This is a genomic window from Olsenella sp. An290, assembly GCF_002159535.1.
Taxonomy (GTDB): Bacteria; Actinomycetota; Coriobacteriia; order Coriobacteriales; family Atopobiaceae; genus Thermophilibacter.
The window spans coordinates 83,486-102,552 of record NZ_NFIU01000005.1; the positions used below are offsets into that span (position 1 = coordinate 83,486).

Genomic DNA, 19,067 nt, shown 5'->3' on the forward strand with positions numbered 1-19,067 from the left:
AGCCCGGACGGTGCTAGTAATATAAGCAACTGTTGCATTCACGCCAGCAATGAAGGGTTTCGCACATGTACGCAATCGTAGCAACTGGTGGCAAGCAGTATAAGGTTGCCGAGGGCGACGTCATCGACGTCGAGAAGCTCGACGCGCAGCCTGGCGACAAGGTCGAGCTCCCCGTCCTTCTCCTGAACGACGGCGCCAAGACCATCGTTGGCTCTGCCCCGCTTCAGGACAAGAAGGTCACCGCCGAGGTCGTCGAGCAGTTCAAGGGCGAGAAGGTCCTCATCTTCAAGCTCAAGAAGCGCAAGCGCTATCACCGCGTCAAGGGTCACCGTCAGAACCTGACGAAGCTCAAGGTCGTCGAGATCCCCGCGTAAGTCTCTCCTCGGTTTTAGAAGGCAGGTACTCCCATGGCACACAAGAAAGGCCTCGGCTCCTCCCGCAACGGCCGTGACTCCAACGCCCAGCGCCTCGGCACCAAGCGCTACGGCGGCCAGTTCGTGAAGGCCGGCGAGATTCTCGTCCGTCAGCGCGGCACCCACATCCACCCCGGTGACAACGTCGGCATCGGCAAGGACGACACGCTCTTCGCCCTCACCGCCGGCACCGTTGAGTTCACCAAGGGCGTCAAGCGTCGCGTGCACGTCCGCGAGGCGTAAGACCCCGGCTCACTCGAGTCCCAAGGGCCCTGACCGTTTGGTCGGGGCCCTTTTTCGTGCGCGTGGGACGCCTTGGGCATGCGCCTCGGGTGGCCAGGCACGTCCGCTCGCAGCGGGTGCGTACGATCCGGACGGGTACGTACACTCTGACTGGTTACGTACACTCAGTCGCAACGTCTCTACCTGCGGAAACGCAAAAAGGACGGGCGAGAAGGACCACTTTTCGTGTACGTAACCGAAAGAAGTGTACGTAACCGCCACAAGTGTACGTACCCGGGGCGGCGCCCGCACCAGGCGCGGACGCGCCGTAAGGTCATCCACCGCGTCCGTGCCCGGGGCGGCGCGGCCCGCGTTGGACGTGCCCGTTCGGTTGCCGTACCATGGGGGTCCGACCAAAGGAGACACTCGTGGAGAACACGTTCACCGACCTATCTCACATCAACGTGCGCGGCGGCGACGGAGGGGCGGGCTGCATGTCCTTCCGCCGAGAGGCCTTCGTCCCCAAGGGCGGGCCGGACGGCGGCGACGGCGGGCGCGGCGGCGACGTCGTCGTCGAGGCCGACCCCCAGCTCTCCTCGCTCATCGACTACCGCTACAAGCACCACTTCAAGGCCGAGCGCGGCACCCATGGCCAGGGCGCCCGTCGCCACGGGCGCGACGGCGCCGACCTCGTGCTGCGCGTGCCCGTGGGCACGGTGGTCCGCGAGCTCGACCCCGCCACGCAGACCCCCCTCTACGACATCGCCGACCTCACGCATCCCGGCGAGCGCGTCGTGGTGGCGCCGGGGGGCGCCGGGGGGCGCGGCAACATCCACTTCGTCACCTCCGTGCGCCGGGCCCCCGCCTTCGCCGAGAAGGGCGAGCCCGCGCGCGACCACTGGATCGAGCTTGAGATGAAGCTCATGGCCGACGCGGCCCTCGTGGGCATGCCGTCGGTGGGGAAGAGCTCGATCATCGCGCGCGTGAGCGCGGCCCGCCCCAAGGTCGCCGACTACCCATTCACCACGCTCGTCCCCAACCTGGGCGTCGCGCGCGCCGCGAGCGGCCAGTCCTTCGTCCTGGCCGACGTCCCCGGCCTCATCGAGGGCGCGAGCGAGGGCAAAGGGCTCGGCCACCAGTTCCTGCGCCACATCGAGCGCACGGCGCTCATCCTCCACGTCGTCGACGTCACGGGCGGCTACGAGGGCAGGGACGCCGTGGATGACTACCGCACCATCAACGCCGAGCTCGCCGCCTACGCCAGCGAGCTCGCCTCCCGGCCGCAGATCGTCGTGGCCAACAAGTGCGACCTGCCGGGCACCGAGGAGGCCGTTGAGCGCCTGCGCGCCGTCGCCGAGGCGGACGGCCATGCCTTCTTCGCCGTCTCGGCTGCCACGGGCACCGGCCTCGACGCGCTCGTGACCTCGTGCGCGGCCGAGGTGGCCCGCCTCAGGGCCGAGGCCGCCCAGGAGGCCGAGGCCGCGCCTCAGGACCTCTCCGAGCGCTGGGAGCTCGAGCGCCAGCGCCGCGAGCGCGCCTTCTCCATCGCCCGCGAGGAGCGCCACGCCTGGCGCGTCAGCGGCGCCAACGTGGAGCGCATGGTCATCCAGACGGACTGGGACAACGACGAGGCCGTGGCCTACCTCCAGCACCGCTTCGCTCGCTCCGGCCTCGACGACGCGCTCGCGCGCGCGGGCGCCGTGAACGGCGACGAGATCCGCATTCTCGAGCTCGCCTTCACCTTCGAGGGCGACCGCCGCGACGAGCCGGCCCCCGCGGCGGACGAGAAGGACCTCGCCCCCGAGGACGTCGTCGAGGACGGGACCGGGGACGGCGAGCGCTCGTGAGCGCGCCCTCGCTCGTCGTCGCCAAGGTCGGCTCCTCCACGCTCGTCGACGCCGAAGGCGCCGTCGACGGCGCCTTCATCGAGGCCCTCTGCGACCAGGTCGCGCGCCTCGTGCGCGGCGGCACCCGCGTCATCCTCGTCTCCTCCGGCGCCGCGGCGGCGGGCCGCGAGGTCCTGGGCCTGACCGAGCGCCCGCGTGACATCGCGACCCTCCAGGCCTGCGCCGCCGCCGGCCAGGCGCGCCTGACCCAGGCCTACGCCGACGTCCTGCGCGACCACGGGATCGTCTGCGGCCAGGTCCTTCTGACCCGCCGCGACGTCGTGGACCGCGACGGCTACCTCAACGCGCGGCGGACCCTCGGGCGCCTGCTCGACCTCGGGGTCGTGCCCGTGGTGAACGAGAACGACACGGTCTCGGTGGCCGAGTTCGCCTTCGGCGACAACGACATGCTCGGCGCCATCGTCGCCGCGCTCGTGGGCGCCGACCTCTATGTGATCTGCTCCGACGTGGAGGGGCTCTACACGGCAAACCCCCAGGATGACCCCTCCGCCCGCCTCGTCAGGCTCGTCCGCGAGGTCGACGCCTCCGTCAGCGCCATGGCGGGCGGCGCCGGCAGCAGCTACGGCACGGGCGGCATGGCCTCCAAGCTGAGGGCCGCCCGCGCGATGCTCGCCGCGGGCATCCCCACCGTCATCTGCCAGGGCCGCCGGCCCGACGTCCTGCTCGAGGTGGCGTCCGGCGCCGAGGTGGGCACGCGCTTCGAGCCCGCCTCGGGAGCGGGGCACGAGGGCGGCCGAAAGCTCTGGATCGGGCTCGCCGAGGTCCCGCGGGGCACGCTCGTCCTTGACGAGGGCGCCGCCCTCGCCGTCACGGAGCGGGGCGCCTCGATCCTGCCCGTCGGGGTCCAGGGCGTCGAGGGGTCCTTCTCGGCCGGCGACGTCGTCACCGTGACGGGGCCCGCCCATGACGTGATCGGGCGCGGCGTCGTGAGGTACTCCTCCGAGGACATGGCGCGCGTGCGCGGGCTCAAGCTCGACGTCATCGCGCGCTTCCTCGGCGAGGAGGCCGCCCAGCCCGCCGTGCACCGCGACGACCTGCTCGTCCTCTAGAAAGGCCTCAAGGAAGGGAGCCATCATGACCGAGGCACGTACGAAGGCGTCGCTCGCCCGCGCGGCCGCGCCCGCGCTCGGCGCCGCTCCGGCCGCCGCTCGCTCGCGCGCCATCGAGCTCGCCGCCGAGCGGATCCTCGCAGCCTCCGCCGACATCTGCGCCGCCAACGCGCGCGACCTTGCCCGCGCCCGCGCGGCCGGCATGCCCGCGCCGCTCCAGGACCGCCTCCTGCTCGACGAGCCGAGGCTCGAGGCCATCGCGGCGTCGCTGCGCCAGGTGGCGCTCCAGGACGACCCGATCGGCGAGGTCGTGGGCGGGCGCACCCTCGACGCGGGCGTGCGCGTGACGCGCGTGAGGGTCCCCCTCGGCGTCGTCGCCATCGTCTACGAGGCGCGGCCCAACGTGACCGCCGACGCCTTTGCGCTCTGCGTCCGCTCGGGCAACGCGTGCGTGCTCAAGGGCGGCTCCGCCGCGAGCGAGTCCTGCGCGGCGCTCGCGGCCGCCTGCCGCTCCGCGCTCGCGGCGGCAGGGCTTCCCGAGAACGCCCTCCAGTACGTCGAGGACGACGCCTCTCACGAGGCGACCCGCGAGCTCGCGCAGGCCACGGGCCTCGTCGACGTGCTCATCCCGCGCGGTGGCGCCTCCCTCATCCGCTTCTGCGTGGAGAACGCGACCGTCCCCACCATCGAGACGGGCACCGGCAACTGCCACGTCTACCTCCACGAGCAGGCGGACCCCGACAAGGCCCTTGCCATCGTCGTGAACGCCAAGTGCTCCCGCCCGGGCGTCTGCAACGCCGCCGAGTCGCTGCTCGTCGACGCCGCGGCGGCCGAGCGCCTTCTCCCGCCCGTCCTTCTCGCCCTAGCCGAGCGCGGGGTCGAGCTCGTCGGCGACGAGCGGGCGCGCTCGGTCGCCGCGGCGGCGGGCGTCTCCATGGGGGAGGCGACCGAGGCCGACTGGGGCACGGAGTACCTCGACCTCAAGATGAGCGTGCGCTGCGTGGACGGCGTCGACGCGGCCGTCGCGCACGTGAACCGCTACGGCACGGGCCACTCCGAGGCCATCGTGAGCGAGTCCTTCGCCGCCTGCGAGGCGTTTCTCGCCGGGGTCGACGCGGCGGCGGTCTACGCCAACGCCTCGACGCGCTTCACGGACGGCGGGGTCTTTGGCCTCGGCGCCGAGATCGGCATCTCCACCCAGAAGCTCCACGCGCGCGGCCCCATGGGGGCGGGCGCGCTCACCACGACGAAGTACGTCGTGCGAGGGGACGGGCAGACGCGATGAGCTTCGACGCCGCCGCGCTCGCCGCGCACGACCTTCCCCTGCTCGGCTCCGACCCCGGGCGGGCCTACCGGCTCGGCATCATGGGCGGCACCTTCGACCCGATCCACTACGGGCACCTCGTCGCCGCCGAGCAGGCCTTTGACGACCTTGGGCTCGACCTCGTGGTCTTCATGCCCGCCGGGCGGCCCGCCTTCAAGCTGGACGCCCAGGTCAGCTCGGCGGAGGACCGCTTCGCGATGACGCTTCTCGCCACGGCGGACAACCCCCACTTCGTGGTCTCCCGCTTCGAGATCAGCCGGGAGGGCGTGACCTACACCGCCGACACCCTGCGCCTGCTGCGCGGGCTCTACCCGGACAACGTCGAGTTCTACTTCATCACCGGCGCCGACGCCATCGCGGAGATCGTGGCCTGGCGCGACGCCGCCGACATCGCTCGGCTCGCGCACCTTGTGGCCGCGACGCGGCCCGGCTACGACCTCGACCGCGCCTGGGACACCATCGACGCCTCGGGGCTCGCGTTCGACGTCACCTACCTCTCCGTGCCCGCGCTCGCCATCTCCTCGAGCTACCTGCGCGAGCGCGTGGAGGCCGGCCAGAGCCTGCGCTACCTCACGCCCGACCAGGTGACGGGCTACCTGCACAAGCACGGGCTCTACGGCGCGACGCGCAACCGCTACGGCCAGACCGGCGAGGAGGTGGCGTGATGGGGGAGCGCACCGTCACCTACGGGCCGGCCGAGGCCGCCCTCATCGAGCGCCTCGAGGCCGACCTCTCCCTCCAGCTCGCCGCCAAGCCCAAGCGGCTCGCGCACTCCCTCTCCGTCGCGCGGACCGCCGAGCGGCTCGCGCTCGCCTACGACGTCGACCCCTTCCTCGCGCGCGCCGCGGGGGTCCTCCACGACTGGGAGAAGGCCACGCCCGCCCGCGAGCTCGTCGCCCACGCCCGCGCGCTCGGGGTCGACCTGGGGGTGGACCTCGACCTCGTCCGGCCGCTTCTGCACGGCATCGTGGCCGCCCGCGTGCTCCCGGGGCGCTACCCCGAGCTTCCCGCCGCCGTATGGCGCGCGATCGAGGTCCACACGACGGCCGCCGCGGACATGACGCCGCTCGACGAGGTCCTCTTTGTCGCGGACGGGATCGAGCCCCTGCGCCCGGCGACGCCCGGGATAGAGCGCACGCGCTCCCTTGTGGGAAAGCTCCCGCTCGACGAGCTCTTCTGGGAGTCCTTCGTGGGTGGAATCGTCTACGTCCTCGAGGGCTCCCGCTACCTCTATCCGGGTACCATAGAGGTGTACAACGCGCTCGCGCTCAGGCGCGCGGGCCACACGAACGAGACCCGTTAGGAGACCGCATGCCGCTCACCCCGCTCGAGATCGCCCGCGTCGCCGCCGGTGCGGCGGACGACAAGAAGGCCGAGGACCTCGTCCTTCTTGACCTCTCCTCCAAGACCGACGTCTGCGACTACTTCCTCATCTGCACCGGCGCCAACGCTCGCCAGGTCGACGCCATCGTGGACGAGGTCCGCGAGAAGGTCTCGAAGAACTGCGGCATCTCGCCGCTCTCCTGCGAGGGCAGGGAGTCGCTCTCCTGGGTGCTCATTGACTACGGCTGCGTCGTGGTGCACGTCTTCCGTCCCGAGACGCGCGAGTACTACCGGCTCGAGAACCTCTGGGGCGACGCCCCGCGCGTGGAGCTCTAGCCCGGCGCCCCCGCGTCCTTGTGCAGGGGCGCGGTGTCCGAGGTCCTCCCCCTGAACCTGAGGTCGCGCCCCAGGCTCACCGCGTCCTCGCCGAAGCGCTCGCGCACGGCGTCCGTGACGCGGCCGAGCGAGGGGCGCGCTGGCGCGGCCTGCCCGCCCTGCCGGTCCGAAAAGAGCGCGAGCTGCTCTGCCGGGGCCTCCCCGAAGCCCGAGACCCCCACGCCGACGAGGCGCACGTGCTGGCCCGGGGACCAGAGCCCGTCGAGAAGCCCCACCGCGGCCTCGCCGAAGACGCGCTCGTCGTCGGTCGGCGCGCCGAGCGCGCGCTGGGCCGTCCTCGCGTGGCGCGCGTCGTACTTGACCTTGAGGGTCACGGTGGAGCCCCGCAGCCCCTTCGCCCTGAGCCGGCGCCCCACGACGGAGGCCACGTGGCGCACCGCCGCCCGCACCTCCCCCGGGTCGGTGAGGTCCTGCCCGAAGGTCCGCTCGTTGGAGACCGACTTCACCTCCTCGGGCGCCGCGGCCTCGGCCACCTCGCCGCGCTCGAGGCCCGCCGCGCGGAGCGCCAGGCGCGGGCCCGTGACCCCGAGGGCGGCCCGGAGCGAGCGCGGGTCCTGGCGCGAGAGCTCGCCCAGGGTGCGCACGCCCATCTCGCGCAGGCGCGCCTCCGTGGCGGGGCCGACGCCGCTCAGCGCGCCCACGGGGAGCGGCGCGAGGAAGGCGCGCTCGGTCCCCGGAAAGACCACGGTGAGCCCCCGGGGCTTCTCGCGCTCCGAGGCGATCTTGGCCACGGTCTTGTTGACCCCCAGCCCGATCGAGCAGGTCACCCCGAGCTCGGCCACCCGCCCCTGCACCCGCCGGCAGATCGCGACGGGGCTCTCGCGCGAGAAGCGCCCCGGCGTGACGTCGAAGAAGGCCTCGTCGATGGAGACCTGCTCCACGAGCGGGGTCTCGTCGAGCAGGATGCCCATGACGGCCGCGCTCATCTCGCGGTAGCGGGCAAAGTTGCCGCGGGTCCAGATGGCGTCGGGGCACAGGCGCGCGGCCGTGGCCGCGGGCATGGCGGAGTGGACGCCGAAGCGCCGCGCCTCGTAGGAGGCCGTCGAGACCACGCCGCGCCGGTCGGGGCTGCCGCCCACGATGACGGGCAGGCCGCGCCACTCGGGGTGGTCGAGCTGCTCGACGGAGGCGAAGAAGGCGTCGAGGTCGAGCAGGCCCACGGCAGGGCCCCGCCACTCGAACGGGGGCTCGGCCGCGGGCCCGTCTGTGCGTCTCGTCCCTTCCATGAGGGGATTATAGCGTGCGGGCTAGAGCAGGACGGAGAAGGTCGTGCCGCTCTCGGCGTCCGACTCGGCCCAGATCCGCCCGCCGTGCGCCTCGACGATGCTCTTGGCGATGGCGAGCCCGAGCCCAAACCCGCCCTGGGCCTGGCGCTCGCGGGCGCGGTCGGTGCGGTAGAAGCGGTCGAAGAGCCGCCCCAGGTCCTCGGGCGCGATCGGCTCGCCCTGGTTGCTCACCCGAAGAAGGGAGCGGCGGCCCTCGGGGGCCAGGCCCACGCGCACGGCGGTGTCGCGGCGCGCGTACTTGGTGGCGTTGTCGAGGAGGGTCCGCACCACGCGGCCGAGCTGGTCGGGGTCGCCCGTCACGTGGACGCCCGGCGCGAGCTCGCACTCGATCCGGCAGCCGCGCTCAAAGGCGACGGCGTCGAACTCGAGGGCGCAGCCGGAGACGAGCGCCGTGAGGTCCACGTCCTCGGAGCGGGGCAGCCCCTGGCCGCCCTCGGCGCGCTGCTCGTCGGCGCGGGCGAGGGTGAGGAGGTCCTCCACGAGCCCCTTCATGTGGCCCGCCTCCTCGGAGGTGCTCTCGACCCAGCGGCGGGCGTCGTCGGCGAGCCCCTCGTCGGCGGAGAGGATCTGCGTGTTGGCAATGATGACGGCGAGCGGGGTCTTGAGCTCGTGGGAGGCGTCGGAGATGAAGCGACGCTGCCGCTCCCAGGCCTCCTCGACCGGCCGCAGGACCCAGCGCGAGAGCTGGCTCACCGCCACGAAGAGCGCGCCCATCGCCACGGCAAAGACGACGAGGTCCGTCATGGCCTGGGAGCGCAGGGCGGCGTCGCGCGAGTAGGTGTCCACGAGCGCGATCCGCCAGCCCTCCGTGGTGCCGGCGCGCATCCAGGCGATGGGGTAGTCGGCGCTCTTGCCCTGCGTGGCCGAGGTCGAGAGGGCCTCGCCGATGACGTCGTAGAGCGTCCGCTCGGGGATGGAGACGGGCGAGGAGCTCCGGTCGAGGACCGAGCCGTCAAAGGTGACGTCCACCGTGACCGCGAGCATGATGTCGGCGCTCTGCTGGCCCGTCTCGTCGCCGATCTGGGCCACGGCCCAGCCCTCGCCGGCGAGCGCCCGCCTGAGAAGCGCGTTCGTCACCGCGTCCTGCGTGGTCATCGACGAGACGAGCGTCGAGCCGAGGGCGGCGATGAGGACGAGGCCCACGAGGGCCATCGTTATGGCGACGAACTCCCTGCGAAGGCGCGCGAGCATCCGGCACCCGCCGCGCTACGAGCCGAAGACCTCGAGCCGGTAGCCGAGCATCCGAAGGGTGGTGATCTGGACGGTGGAGCCCACGTGGGCGAGCTTCTTGCGCAGGAACGAGACGTAGGCCTCCACGGAGTTCTCCGAGGCCTCGTCGTCGCCCCACACGCGGCGCAGGAGGTCCTGCTTGGAGACGACGCGGGCGCTCGAGGACATGAGGGTGCGCATGACCTCGAACTCCTTGCCGGACAGGTGCACGCTCGCGTCCCCGCAGGAGAGGTCGTGCGTGGTGAGGTCCAGGACGAGGTCGGCAAACTCCACCTGGTCGAGCATGACGTCGCCGCGGCGGCGGGTGAGCGCGCGCAGGCGGGCGAGGAGCTCGGGCGCCTCGAAGGGCTTGGTCATGTAGTCGTCCGCGCCCGCGTCGAGGCCCTCGACCTTGTCCTCGGTGGTGGTGCGGGCCGTGAGCATGAGGACCGGGGTCGAGACGCCCTGGCGGCGCATCTCGTGCACCACCTCGCAGCCGTCCATGCCGGGCAGCATCACGTCGAGCACGACGGCGTCGTAGCCGCCGGCAAGGGCCAGGGACAGCCCGGCCTTGCCGTCGTAGGCCGTCTCCGCGTGGTAGGAGGCATCGGTGAGGATGCGCGCGATGGCGTCGGCGAGGTTTCGCTCGTCCTCGACAACCAGAACGTTCATGGGGTCTCCTCTCGCTCGCGCACTGCGCGTCATTTACCGCTGCTATCCTACCCATCGGCGCTGAAATTCTTCTGAATCCTCCCCGCTCACGTGGGCTCCTTTGTCCCGTTCACAAAAACTGCACCTTGCGACGTAAGGGAAGAACGGTAGAATAACAAGTCGTTTTGTGGCTATGCGGTGCGGCCAATCCATCTGCTACGCGCACCGCCCGTTTGGAGGAGTTTCCATTGGCAGTCAAGATTCGCCTGGCCCGTCACGGTGCCAAGAAGCGCCCGTACTACCGCGTCGTCGTCGCCGACGGCCGCATGCCGCGTGACGGACGCTACATCGAGGAGGTCGGCCGCTACAACCCGCTGACCACCCCCAAGGTGATCGACATCAACATCGAGAAGGTCGACGAGTGGATCGGCAAGGGCGCCCAGCCCACCAACGCGGTCTCCCACCTCATCGAGATCGCCCGCAACGGCCAGCCCGCCGTCGAGAAGAAGGCCAAGCTCTCCAAGAAGGCCGCTGCCAAGGCCGCCGCTGCCGCCGAGGCTGCCGCTGAGGCCGAGGCCGACGCCGAGTAGGCCTCCCATGGAGGCCACTGGCAGCGTCGTCGAGACCGAGGGGCAGGAGCTGCCCTCCGACAGGGTCGCGGACCTCGTGGAGTACATCGTCTGCGGGCTCGTCGACGACGAGGGTGCGGTCTCGCTCGACGTGACGGACGGCGAGGAGGGGGCCCTCATCGAGGTCACCTGCTCCGAGCAGGACGCCGGTCGCGTCATCGGTCGCAAGGGCCGCACGATCAAGGCCATCCGCACGCTCGCCCGCGCGCTCGGACAGCGCGTCGGGACGGCCGTCGAGGTCGAGGTCGTGGGTTAGACCGCATGCGAGAGCGCTACAGAACCATAGCCCGCGTGGCGAAGGCCCACGGGAGAAGAGGGGAGGTCGTGACGGAGCCCGTTCACGGCCTTCCCTCGCTTGTGACAAAAGGCCTGCGCGTGGCGGTGCTGCCGCCCGAGCTCACGGGGGACCGCTGGCACGAGGTGCGCGCCTGCTCCTCGGACGACCGCTCGGGGCAGCTCGTCTCGCTCTCGGGCGTCGACGACCTCGCCTCCGCGGAGCGGCTCGTGGGGCGCGTCCTTCTCGCGCGCGAGAAGGACCTTCCCGCCGACCTCGCCCTCCACGACGCGGAGCGGCTCGTGGGACGTCTTGTGAGGAACGTCGCGGACGGGCTCGAGGGCCCGATCGTCGAGGTCATGCGCGGCCCCGCCAACGACGTCTGGGCCGTGGAGGTACGGGGGCGCGAGGTGCTGCTGCCCGTCGTTGACGACGTGGTGCGGGAGGTGCCCGAGACGGGCCCCGTCCCGGTGCGCGTGCCGCGGGGCCTTGGCTGGCCGGGCGAGGAGGGGAGTGACGCATGATCTTCGAGACGCTCTCGGTCTTCCCGGAGGTGTTCGGGCCCTACCTCGACGCCTCGATCATGGGCCGCGCGCGGCGCGCGGGGGTCTTCGAGTTTCACGCCCACGACCTCCGCGACTGGACGCACGACCGCCATCGCACCGTCGACGACGCCCCCTTCGGGGGCGGCCAGGGGATGCTCATGAAGCCCGCGCCGATCTTCGAGGCCGTCGACGACCTCTCCCGGCGCGGGCCTGCGCCCCACGTGGTGTTCTTCTCGCCCTGCGGCCGGCGCTTCGACCAGGGCGTCGCCATGGAGCTCTCGCGCCGCGAGCGCGTCCTTCTGGTGTGCGGCCGCTACGAGGGGATGGACGAGCGGGCCTACGCCCTCGCCGACGACGTCGTCTCCCTTGGGGACTTCGTGCTGACCGGCGGCGAGCTCGCCGCGCTCGCGGTCATCGACGCCACCGTGCGGCTCCTGCCCGGCGCGCTCGGCGACGAGATGAGCGCCGTCGACGAGTCCTTCTCGTTCGACGGGCTCCTCGAGTACGCGCAGTACACCCGCCCGGCGAGCTATCGCGGCATGGACGTCCCCGAGGTGCTCCTCTCGGGCGACCACGCCCGCGTGGACGCCTGGCGGCGCCAGAGCGCCATCGAGCGCACCGCGCTCTGGCGGCCCGACCTCATCGAGAGCGCCCGCCTCACCCCGGAGGAGCGCACGCGCGCCCTCGAGGTCATGGCGCGCGGGAAGGGAGGCAGCGATGCCTGAGAGGGACGAGCTCACGCCCGGCCCCCCGCCCGAGGGCTCGGGCGGGCGCACGGTCGCCTCGCGCTACGGCTGGGTCGTCGGAGCGCTCGCGGCCGCCGCGGCGCTCGCCTGGGGCATCAGGACCTTCGTCGCGATGCCCTACTACGTCCCCACGGGGTCCATGCTCGACACGATTCACGAGGGCGACCTGCTCATAGGGGAGAAGGCCTCGCTCGCATGGAGGCCGCCCGAGCAGGGCGACGTCGTGACCTTTGTGAGCCCGCTTGACGGCGAGACCCTCATCAAGCGCGTCATCGCGGTGGGCGGCCAGACCGTCGACCTCAGGGACGGCGCCGTCTTCGTGGACGGCGAGGCCCTCGACGAGCCCTACACCCTCGGCAGGCCCTCCTACTCGCTCTCGGACCTCGCGGGCTCGGCCGGCATCGCCTACCCCTACACCGTGCCCGAGGGGTGCGTCTGGGTCATGGGCGACAACCGGACCAACTCCCGCGACTCGCGCTACTTCGGCCCCGTGAGCGTGGATGACGTAACATCGAGGGCGGCGTTCATCTACTGGCCGCCCCAGAACATCGGGCTCCTGTAGCCCCGCGACGCAAGGAGAAGAACGGTTATGAGCGAAAACGCGCTGACGTTCCAGGACATGATCCTCGCCCTCGAGCGCTACTGGGCCGGGGCGGGCTGCACCATCATGCAGCCCTACGACTCCGAGGTGGGCGCGGGCACCTTCCACACCGCCACCACCCTGCGCTCCCTCGGCCCCAAGCCGTGGCGCACCTGCTACCCGCAGCCGTGCCGCCGCCCGGCAGACGGCCGCTACGGCGAGAACCCCAACCGCATGCAGCACTACTACCAGTTCCAGGTCCTGCTCAAGCCCTCGCCGGTGGACTCCCAGGACCTCTACCTCGGCTCGCTCAAGGCGATCGGCATCGACCCCGCCGAGCACGACGTGCGCTTCGTCGAGGACGACTGGGAGAGCCCCACGCTCGGCGCCTGGGGCCTTGGCTGGGAGGTGTGGCTGAACGGCATGGAGGTCACGCAGTACACCTACTTCCAGCAGGTGGGCGGCATCGAGGTCGACCCGGTGCCGGTGGAGATCACCTACGGCCTCGAGCGCATCGCCATGTACATCCAGGGCGTCGACTCGGTCTACGACCTCGTGTGGAGCTACCTGCCCGACGGCACGCCCATGACCTACGGCGACGTCTTCCTCGAGAACGAGCGCGAGTTCTCCGCCTACAACTTCGAGGTCGCCAACGTCGAGATGATGCGCCAGAAGTTCGACGACTACGAGCGCGAGTGCCACGCGTGCCTCGAGGCGCGCCTGCCGCTTCCCGCCTACGACTGCGTCATGAAGTGCAGCCACGCCTTTAACCTGCTCGACGCGCGCGGGGCCCTCTCCGCCGTCGAGCGCGCCAACTACATCCTGCGCGTCCGCGCCGTCGCCAAGGCCTGCTGCGAGGCCTACCTCGCCGAGGTCGCCGGCCAGGCGGACGAGAAGAACACGAAGGGGGAGGTGGCCTAGATGGCCGAGACCCGAGACTTCCTGCTGGAGATCGGCTGCGAGGAGATGCCCTCGGCGCCGCTCATCAACGCCGTCAAGCAGCTCGGACCGCTCGTCGAGCGCGGCCTTGACGAGGCGGGGCTCGCGCACGGCGCGGTCCGCGTCCTGTCCACCCCGCGCCGCCTCGCCGCGATCGTCGAGGGCGTCGCGTGCCAGACTGAGGCCGTGCGCGAGGTCAGGCGCGGCCCGGCGGCGAGCATCGCCTTCGACGAGGCCGGCGCCCCCACGCGCGCGGCGGAGGGCTTCGCCCGCAAGTGCGGGGTCGACGCCTCCGCGCTCGTCCGTCGCGTTGACGCCGACGGCCGCGAGTACGTCTTCGCCGAGCGCAGCGAGGACTCCAGGCCCGCCCTCCCCATCCTCTCCGAGCTCTCGGAGCGCGTCATCGGCTCGCTCGAGTGGCCCAACTACCGCAGCCAGCGCTGGGGCTCCGAGCACCAGACCTTCGTCCGCCCGATCCGCTGGATCTGCGCGCTCCTGGGCAGCGAGGTCGTCCCGGTGCGCTACGCCGACGTCACGAGCTCCAACGTGACCCGCGGCCACCGCGTCCTGGGCCCCGGCGAGCACGTCGTCGCCGAGCCCGCCGCCTACGAGGGCGTCCTCGAGGCCGCGGGCGTCCTCTCCGAGGAGCGCAGGCGCGAGCGCATCGCCGCCGGCATCGCCGAGGTCGAGGCCGAGCGCGGGGGAGCCCGCGTCGACACGCCGCGGCGCGTCCTCGACGAGGTCGTGAACCTCTGCGAGTGGCCGACCGTCGTCGTGGGCACCTTCGACGAGGAGTTCCTCGAGGTGCCGCATGAGATCATCTGCGAGTCGATGCTCTCCAACCAGCGCTACTTCCCGATCTACGACGCCAAGGGCGACCTCACCCGCGAGTTCGTCGTGGTCATGAACACCCGCCCCGAGAACGCCGCGCGCGTGGTCGACGGCAACGAGCGCGTGGTCCGCGCCCGCCTCGACGACGCCAAGTTCTTCTACGAGGAGGACCTCAGGCGTCCCCTCGAGGACTACCTGCCGCGCCTGGCCGAGGTCACCTTCCAGGAGCGCCTGGGCACCGTGCTCGACAAGGCGCGCCGCATGGAGCGCCTCGCCCCGGTCGTGGCCACGGCCTCCCTCGGCCTCGACGACGGGCGCGCCCGCCTCGCCGGGCGGGCGGCCCTGCTCGCCAAGGCCGACCTCGTGACCCAGGCCGTCGTCGAGTTCACGAGCCAGCAGGGCGTCATGGGCGGCTACTACGCGCTCGCCTCGGGCGAGGACGCCGAGGTCGCCGAGGCCATCCGCGACCACTACCACCCGCGCTTCGCCGGCGACGAGCCGCCCGCGGGCCCGGTCGGCGTCGCCGTGGCGGTGGCCGACAAGCTCGACACCATCTGCGGCATGTTCGCCATCGGGCAGCCGCCCACCGGCTCCTCCGACCCCTTCGCCGTCCGCCGCAGCGCGATCGGCGTCATCGCGATGCTGCGTGGCGCCGCCTACGACGCCCTCGGCGAGCTCGTCGCCACCTCGCTCGACGCCCTTGCCGAGCAGGGCATCGAGTTCGACCGAGCCGAGACCGAGGCCGCGGTCCGCACCTTCTTCCAGGGCCGCCTCGCCTCCATCGCGCGCGAGGAGGGCGTCTCCCCGGACACGATCGAGGCCGTCTCGGCCGTGGGCGTCGTCGACCCGCGCGCCTTCTTCGCCCGCGCCCACGCCCTCGAGGACGCGCGCCGCGCCGAGGCCTCCGTCTTCGACGACCTCGCGCAGGCCTACGCCCGCGCCGCGCACCTGAGCGACCCCTCGCTCGGGACCGCGGTGGACGAGACGCTCCTCGGCGACGCCGAGCGGGCCCTTCTCGCCGCCTGCGACGAGGGCGCCGCGCGCGTCGCGGGCGCGCTCGCGGCCGACGACTTCGCGGGGGCGCTCGGCGCTCTCGCCGACCTCAAGGCCCCCATCGACCGATTCTTCGACGACGTCCTTGTCATGGACGAGGATACTGCGGTAAGGGAGAACCGCCTGAGGCTCCTCAACCGCTTCGTTGAAGTCTTCGTGGGGGTTGCCGACATCAGCGCGCTCACCCGAAAGAAGTAGGCTAGGCTGGGGCCGGGCACGACCCGGCTCCGCTCACAAGGGTACAGGAGGACAGACATGGCCAAGCTCGACCTGGACGACGACCTCTTCGGTCAGGTTGTCCCGCTCATCTACGTTCTTTCCGACGCGCGCGGCGAGACGGCCAACACCGTCGTCATGGCCGCGGCGGCGCAGTTCGGCGACGGCTCCGTCGAGATCGAGCGCCTCTCCAACGTCAAGGACGTCGAGACCGTGCGCTCCTACTTTGACGAGCACTTCGACGCCGACCGCCCCTGCGCCGTGTTCCACACCTTCGCCAACGCGACCCTGCGCCGCGAGATTCGCCGCGAGCTCGACCGCCGGGGCATCCCCTCGATCGACCTGCTCGGTCCGGCGGTCACCGTCATCTCCACGCTCACGGGCGAGGAGCCCACGCGCGAGATCGGCGCCGTCTACAACAACGATGAGAGCGCGCCCAAGTAAGGGCAAATCGCATCCCATGTTACTACCAGTGGGGTCGGGCCGTAGGGCTCGACCCCACATTCTGTGCCATGTCACCGCTCACCTACCCACACCAGCCGGACGCCCGAAACACCCTTGCCGCGCAGCGGGGCGTTGCTACCATGACTGAGTGCCGCGCGGAGCGCGCCTTCGCGCACGGCCCCGTAGTAGGTGCGCGACCCCACGGGGGAGCGCGAGGACTCAAGAAGCAAGGGGACAGTATGGCTGAAAAGCACGTGTACCGCTTCGGCGCCGGCATCGACGGCGTCGACGTCACGGAGACCGCCGGCGATTCCGTCGACGTTTCCAAGTGGATCGTCGGCGGCAAGGGCGCCAACCTCGCCGAGATGGCTAAGATGGGCCTTCCGGTTCCTCCCGGATTCTCCGTCACCTGCCAGACCTGCGTCGCGTACTCTACCGCCGGCAACGTCTGGCCCGAGGGTGTGCTGGACGAGATTGACGCCGCCCGCGAGGACCTCGAGGGCCGCATGGGCAAGAAGCTCGGCGATCCCAACGACCCGCTGCTCGTCTCCGTGCGCTCCGGCGCGCCGTTCTCCATGCCGGGCATGATGGACACGGTCCTGAACCTCGGCCTCAACGACGTCTCCGTCCACGGCATCATCGAGCAGACCGGCAACCCGCGCTTCGGCTGGGACTCCTACCGCCGCTTCGTCCAGATGTTCTCGAGCGTCGTCATGGGCGTCGAGGGCCAGCTCTTCGAGGACGCCATCACCGCCAAGAAGGAGGAGAAGGGCGTCAAGCTCGACACCGAGCTCACCGCCGAGGACCTCGAGGACCTCACCAACACCTTCAAGAACATCTTCGCCGTGAACGTCGACTCCCAGGCGCACCCCGAGGTCACCGTCGACGGCCGCGCCGCCTTCCCGCAGGACCCGAGGCTGCAGCTGCGCCTTGCCATCGAGGCGGTCTTCGGCAGCTGGATGAACGAGCGCGCCATCATCTACCGCAAGCAGAACAAGATCTCCGACGACCTCGGCACCGCCGTCAACGTCCAGGTCATGGTCTTCGGCAACAAGGGCGAGACCTCCGCGACCGGCGTCGCCTTCACGCGCAACCCCGCCGACGGCACCAAGGAGTTCTACGGTGACTTCCTGGTCAACGCCCAGGGCGAGGACGTCGTGGCCGGCATCCGCAACACCGAGCCGATCTCCGACCTCAAGAAGGTCCCGGGCCTCGAGGAGGCCGGCAAGCAGCTCGAGGAGATCTTCCTGCTCCTCGAGGAGCACTACCGCGACATGATGGACATCGAGTTCACCATCGAGCAGGGCAAGCTCTGGATGCTCCAGACCCGCGTGGGCAAGCGCACCGCCATGGCCGCGCTCGCCATCGCCATGCAGTTCGAGCACGAGGGCCGCATCTCCAAGGAGGAGGCGGTCATGCGCGTGGCGCCCGAGCAGCTCGACCAGCTCCTGCACCCGCAGTTCGACCCCAAGGCCGACTTCAAGGTCCTCACCAAGGGCATGAACGCCTCGCCGGGCGCCGCCGTGGGCAAGGTCGTCTTCTCCGCCGACGACGCCGTCCACTGCGCCAACAAGGACCAGCCCTGCATCCTCGTCCGCTGGGAGACCACCCCGGACGACCTCAAGGGCATGGTCGCGGCCGAGGGCATCCTCACGAGCCACGGCGGCAAGACGAGCCACGCGGCCGTCATCGCCCGCGGCATGGGCGCGCCGTGCGTCTGCGGCGCCGAGGCCCTGAAGATCGACGCCAAGAACAAGGAGGTCGTGGTCTCCGGCACCGACGTGGTGCTCCACGAGGGCGACGTCATCTCCATCAACGGCACCACCGGCGACGTCATCCTGGGCGCCGTGCCCCTCGTTCGCCCCGAGCTCACCGGCGACCTCGAGACCATCCTCGAGTGGGCCGACGCCGTGCGCGCCGACGCCTCCCGCGGCCGCATCATCGGCGTGCGCGCCAACGCCGACAACCCCGAGGACGCCAAGCTCTCCCGCGACTTCGGCGCCGAGGGCATCGGCCTCGACCGCACCGAGCACATGTTCCTCGGTGACCGCAAGGAGATCATCCAGTCCTTCATCCTGGCCGACGAGCCCGGCGCCAAGCAGCAGGCCCTCGGCAAGCTCCTCAAGGTCCAGACCGAGGACTTCCTCGGCATGTTCGAGGCCATGGACGGCAACGCCGTCATCGTCCGCCTGCTCGACCCGCCCCTGCACGAGTTCCTCGACGACCCGCGCTCCTACGCCGTCGAGCTCGCGCACGCCGAGGACCGCGGTGAGTCCGACGTCCAGCTCAAGGCCCGTCGCGACCTGCTTGCCCGCCTCGACTCCTTCCAGGAGGCCAACCCCATGCTCGGCCTGCGCGGCTGCCGCCTCGGCATCGTGTACCCCGAGCTGACCGAGATGCAGGTCCGCGCCATCGCCAACGCCACCGCCACGCTCAAGAAGCGCGGTCTCGACCCCAAGCCCGAGATCATGGTTCCCCTGGTCTCCACGGTCGAGGAGCTCAAGGTGGTCCGCGAGCAGATCGAGTCCGTCGTGGCCTCCGTCGCCGAGAAGACCGGCGTGGAGCTCTCCATCCCGGTGGGCTGCATGATCGAGATCCCGCGTGCCGCGGTGACCGCCGACGAGATCGGCAAGTACGCCGACTTCTTCTCCTTCGGCACCAACGACCTCACGCAGATGGGCTTCGGCTTCTCCCGTGACGACGTCGAGAGCGCCTTCATCCCGCTGTACCTCAGCAAGAAGATCCTCAAGACCAACCCGTTCGAGACGCTCGACGCCGGCGTCGCCAAGCTCGTGAAGCTCGGCGTCGAGGGCGGCCACCAGGCCAACGACAAGATCATCTGCGGCGTCTGCGGCGAGACCGGCGGTGACCCGGACTCCATCCAGATGTACTATGACCTCGGCCTCGACTACGTCTCCTGCTCGCCGTACCGCGTGCCCATCGCGCGCCTCGCGGCGGCCCAGGCCAAGATCAAGTCCAACGGCGGCGCGCAGAAGCTCGCCTAGCCTCACGGACGACCCGTGTCGGGGA

General features: G+C 71.1%; 20 protein-coding genes. 17 read left to right on the forward strand and 3 right to left on the reverse strand.

Annotated features, from left to right (window positions below):
* Positions 1-65 precede the first annotated feature (65 nt).
* The 8 genes from rplU to rsfS all read left to right on the forward strand — a co-directional run bounded on the left by rplU (position 66) and on the right by rsfS (position 6,574).
* Positions 66-374 (forward strand): 50S ribosomal protein L21, encoded by a 309-nt coding sequence (rplU, locus tag B5F84_RS04740; RefSeq protein WP_087321401.1) that lies wholly within the window; start codon positions 66-68, stop codon positions 372-374.
* Positions 375-407: 33 nt separating this feature from the next.
* A complete protein-coding gene (rpmA, locus tag B5F84_RS04745; RefSeq protein ID WP_087321403.1) occupies positions 408-656 on the forward strand; it encodes a 50S ribosomal protein L27 in 249 nt (82 codons plus the stop codon).
* Positions 657-1,036: 380 nt separating this feature from the next.
* On the forward strand, positions 1,037-2,482 hold the full coding sequence (gene obgE, locus B5F84_RS04750; RefSeq protein WP_204205504.1) for a GTPase ObgE: 1,446 nt from the start codon (positions 1,037-1,039) through the stop codon (positions 2,480-2,482).
* Positions 2,479-3,591: a glutamate 5-kinase gene (gene proB / locus B5F84_RS04755; RefSeq protein WP_087321407.1), complete on the forward strand. Its 1,113-nt coding sequence runs from the start codon at positions 2,479-2,481 to the stop codon at positions 3,589-3,591. Before obgE ends, proB begins: the two co-directional genes overlap by 4 nt.
* Before the next feature lie 25 nt (positions 3,592-3,616).
* Positions 3,617-4,876 (forward strand): glutamate-5-semialdehyde dehydrogenase, encoded by a 1,260-nt coding sequence (locus B5F84_RS04760; RefSeq protein WP_087321409.1) that lies wholly within the window; start codon positions 3,617-3,619, stop codon positions 4,874-4,876.
* Complete coding sequence (nadD, locus tag B5F84_RS04765) at positions 4,873-5,580, forward strand: nicotinate-nucleotide adenylyltransferase (RefSeq protein WP_087321411.1); 708 nt, start codon at positions 4,873-4,875, stop codon at positions 5,578-5,580. Before B5F84_RS04760 ends, nadD begins: the two co-directional genes overlap by 4 nt.
* A complete protein-coding gene (yqeK, locus tag B5F84_RS04770; protein ID WP_087321413.1) occupies positions 5,580-6,218 on the forward strand; it encodes a bis(5'-nucleosyl)-tetraphosphatase (symmetrical) YqeK in 639 nt (212 codons plus the stop codon). Before nadD ends, yqeK begins: the two co-directional genes overlap by 1 nt.
* A gap of 8 nt (positions 6,219-6,226) precedes the next feature.
* Positions 6,227-6,574 carry a ribosome silencing factor gene (gene rsfS / locus B5F84_RS04775; RefSeq protein WP_087321415.1) on the forward strand — a complete coding sequence of 116 codons (348 nt, stop codon included), beginning with the start codon at positions 6,227-6,229 and terminating at the stop codon, positions 6,572-6,574.
* On the opposite strand, the gene dinB is transcribed toward rsfS, so the two are convergent.
* The 3 genes from dinB to B5F84_RS04790 are packed head-to-tail and all read right to left on the reverse strand — an operon-like array spanning position 6,571 to position 9,801.
* Positions 6,571-7,860 carry a DNA polymerase IV gene (gene dinB, locus B5F84_RS04780; protein WP_087321417.1) on the reverse strand — a complete coding sequence of 430 codons (1,290 nt, stop codon included), beginning with the start codon at positions 7,858-7,860 and terminating at the stop codon, positions 6,571-6,573. The two genes, rsfS and dinB, sit on opposite strands and share 4 nt — an antisense overlap.
* Before the next feature lie 21 nt (positions 7,861-7,881).
* On the reverse strand, positions 7,882-9,111 hold the full coding sequence (locus tag B5F84_RS04785; RefSeq protein ID WP_087321419.1) for a HAMP domain-containing sensor histidine kinase: 1,230 nt from the start codon (positions 9,109-9,111) through the stop codon (positions 7,882-7,884).
* A gap of 15 nt (positions 9,112-9,126) precedes the next feature.
* A complete protein-coding gene (locus tag B5F84_RS04790; protein WP_087321421.1) occupies positions 9,127-9,801 on the reverse strand; it encodes a response regulator transcription factor in 675 nt (224 codons plus the stop codon).
* Between the two features lie 227 nt (positions 9,802-10,028).
* Between B5F84_RS04790 and rpsP the strand changes: the two genes are divergently transcribed.
* From rpsP to ppdK, 9 genes are all read left to right on the forward strand, one after another.
* The gene (gene rpsP / locus B5F84_RS04795; protein ID WP_087321423.1) at positions 10,029-10,370 is read left to right on the forward strand and encodes a 30S ribosomal protein S16; all 342 of its coding nucleotides are present in this window, start codon (positions 10,029-10,031) and stop codon (positions 10,368-10,370) included.
* A 7-nt stretch (positions 10,371-10,377) separates the two neighbouring features.
* Complete coding sequence (locus tag B5F84_RS04800; RefSeq protein ID WP_087321425.1) at positions 10,378-10,665, forward strand: KH domain-containing protein; 288 nt, start codon at positions 10,378-10,380, stop codon at positions 10,663-10,665.
* Between the two features lie 5 nt (positions 10,666-10,670).
* Positions 10,671-11,207: a hypothetical protein gene (locus B5F84_RS04805; protein ID WP_087321427.1), complete on the forward strand. Its 537-nt coding sequence runs from the start codon at positions 10,671-10,673 to the stop codon at positions 11,205-11,207.
* Entirely contained in the window at positions 11,204-11,953 is a 750-nt protein-coding gene (trmD, locus tag B5F84_RS04810) for a tRNA (guanosine(37)-N1)-methyltransferase TrmD (protein ID WP_087321429.1), read from the forward strand. Before B5F84_RS04805 ends, trmD begins: the two co-directional genes overlap by 4 nt.
* The gene (lepB, locus tag B5F84_RS04815) at positions 11,946-12,536 is read left to right on the forward strand and encodes a signal peptidase I (RefSeq protein ID WP_087321431.1); all 591 of its coding nucleotides are present in this window, start codon (positions 11,946-11,948) and stop codon (positions 12,534-12,536) included. Before trmD ends, lepB begins: the two co-directional genes overlap by 8 nt.
* A gap of 27 nt (positions 12,537-12,563) precedes the next feature.
* Positions 12,564-13,475, forward strand: coding sequence for a glycine--tRNA ligase subunit alpha (locus B5F84_RS04820; protein ID WP_087321433.1), 912 nt, complete (start codon positions 12,564-12,566; stop codon positions 13,473-13,475).
* Positions 13,476-15,575 carry a glycine--tRNA ligase subunit beta gene (gene glyS, locus B5F84_RS04825; protein ID WP_087321435.1) on the forward strand — a complete coding sequence of 700 codons (2,100 nt, stop codon included), beginning with the start codon at positions 13,476-13,478 and terminating at the stop codon, positions 15,573-15,575.
* A gap of 57 nt (positions 15,576-15,632) precedes the next feature.
* Positions 15,633-16,037, forward strand: coding sequence for a kinase/pyrophosphorylase (locus B5F84_RS04830; RefSeq protein ID WP_087321437.1), 405 nt, complete (start codon positions 15,633-15,635; stop codon positions 16,035-16,037).
* A gap of 239 nt (positions 16,038-16,276) precedes the next feature.
* Positions 16,277-19,042, forward strand: a complete 2,766-nt coding sequence (gene ppdK / locus B5F84_RS04835) for a pyruvate, phosphate dikinase (protein ID WP_087321439.1) — start codon at positions 16,277-16,279, stop codon at positions 19,040-19,042.
* Positions 19,043-19,067 lie beyond the last annotated feature (25 nt).

Excerpts from the sequence above, each read along its gene's own strand:
- rplU (WP_087321401.1), top strand. The coding sequence starts at position 66 with ATGTACGCAATCGTAGCAACTGGTGGCAAGCAGTATAAGGTTGCCGAG.
- rpmA (WP_087321403.1), top strand. The coding sequence starts at position 408 with ATGGCACACAAGAAAGGCCTCGGCTCCTCCCGCAACGGCCGTGACTCC.
- obgE (WP_204205504.1), top strand. The coding sequence starts at position 1,037 with ATGGGGGTCCGACCAAAGGAGACACTCGTGGAGAACACGTTCACCGAC.
- B5F84_RS04760 (WP_087321409.1), top strand. The coding sequence starts at position 3,617 with ATGACCGAGGCACGTACGAAGGCGTCGCTCGCCCGCGCGGCCGCGCCC.
- nadD (WP_087321411.1), top strand. The coding sequence starts at position 4,873 with ATGAGCTTCGACGCCGCCGCGCTCGCCGCGCACGACCTTCCCCTGCTC.
- yqeK (WP_087321413.1), top strand. The coding sequence starts at position 5,580 with ATGGGGGAGCGCACCGTCACCTACGGGCCGGCCGAGGCCGCCCTCATC.
- rsfS (WP_087321415.1), top strand. The coding sequence starts at position 6,227 with ATGCCGCTCACCCCGCTCGAGATCGCCCGCGTCGCCGCCGGTGCGGCG.
- dinB (WP_087321417.1), bottom strand. The coding sequence starts at position 7,860 with ATGGAAGGGACGAGACGCACAGACGGGCCCGCGGCCGAGCCCCCGTTC.
- B5F84_RS04785 (WP_087321419.1), bottom strand. The coding sequence starts at position 9,111 with ATGCTCGCGCGCCTTCGCAGGGAGTTCGTCGCCATAACGATGGCCCTC.
- B5F84_RS04790 (WP_087321421.1), bottom strand. The coding sequence starts at position 9,801 with ATGAACGTTCTGGTTGTCGAGGACGAGCGAAACCTCGCCGACGCCATC.
- B5F84_RS04800 (WP_087321425.1), top strand. The coding sequence starts at position 10,378 with ATGGAGGCCACTGGCAGCGTCGTCGAGACCGAGGGGCAGGAGCTGCCC.
- B5F84_RS04805 (WP_087321427.1), top strand. The coding sequence starts at position 10,671 with ATGCGAGAGCGCTACAGAACCATAGCCCGCGTGGCGAAGGCCCACGGG.
- trmD (WP_087321429.1), top strand. The coding sequence starts at position 11,204 with ATGATCTTCGAGACGCTCTCGGTCTTCCCGGAGGTGTTCGGGCCCTAC.
- lepB (WP_087321431.1), top strand. The coding sequence starts at position 11,946 with ATGCCTGAGAGGGACGAGCTCACGCCCGGCCCCCCGCCCGAGGGCTCG.
- B5F84_RS04820 (WP_087321433.1), top strand. The coding sequence starts at position 12,564 with ATGAGCGAAAACGCGCTGACGTTCCAGGACATGATCCTCGCCCTCGAG.
- glyS (WP_087321435.1), top strand. The coding sequence starts at position 13,476 with ATGGCCGAGACCCGAGACTTCCTGCTGGAGATCGGCTGCGAGGAGATG.
- B5F84_RS04830 (WP_087321437.1), top strand. The coding sequence starts at position 15,633 with ATGGCCAAGCTCGACCTGGACGACGACCTCTTCGGTCAGGTTGTCCCG.
- ppdK (WP_087321439.1), top strand. The coding sequence starts at position 16,277 with ATGGCTGAAAAGCACGTGTACCGCTTCGGCGCCGGCATCGACGGCGTC.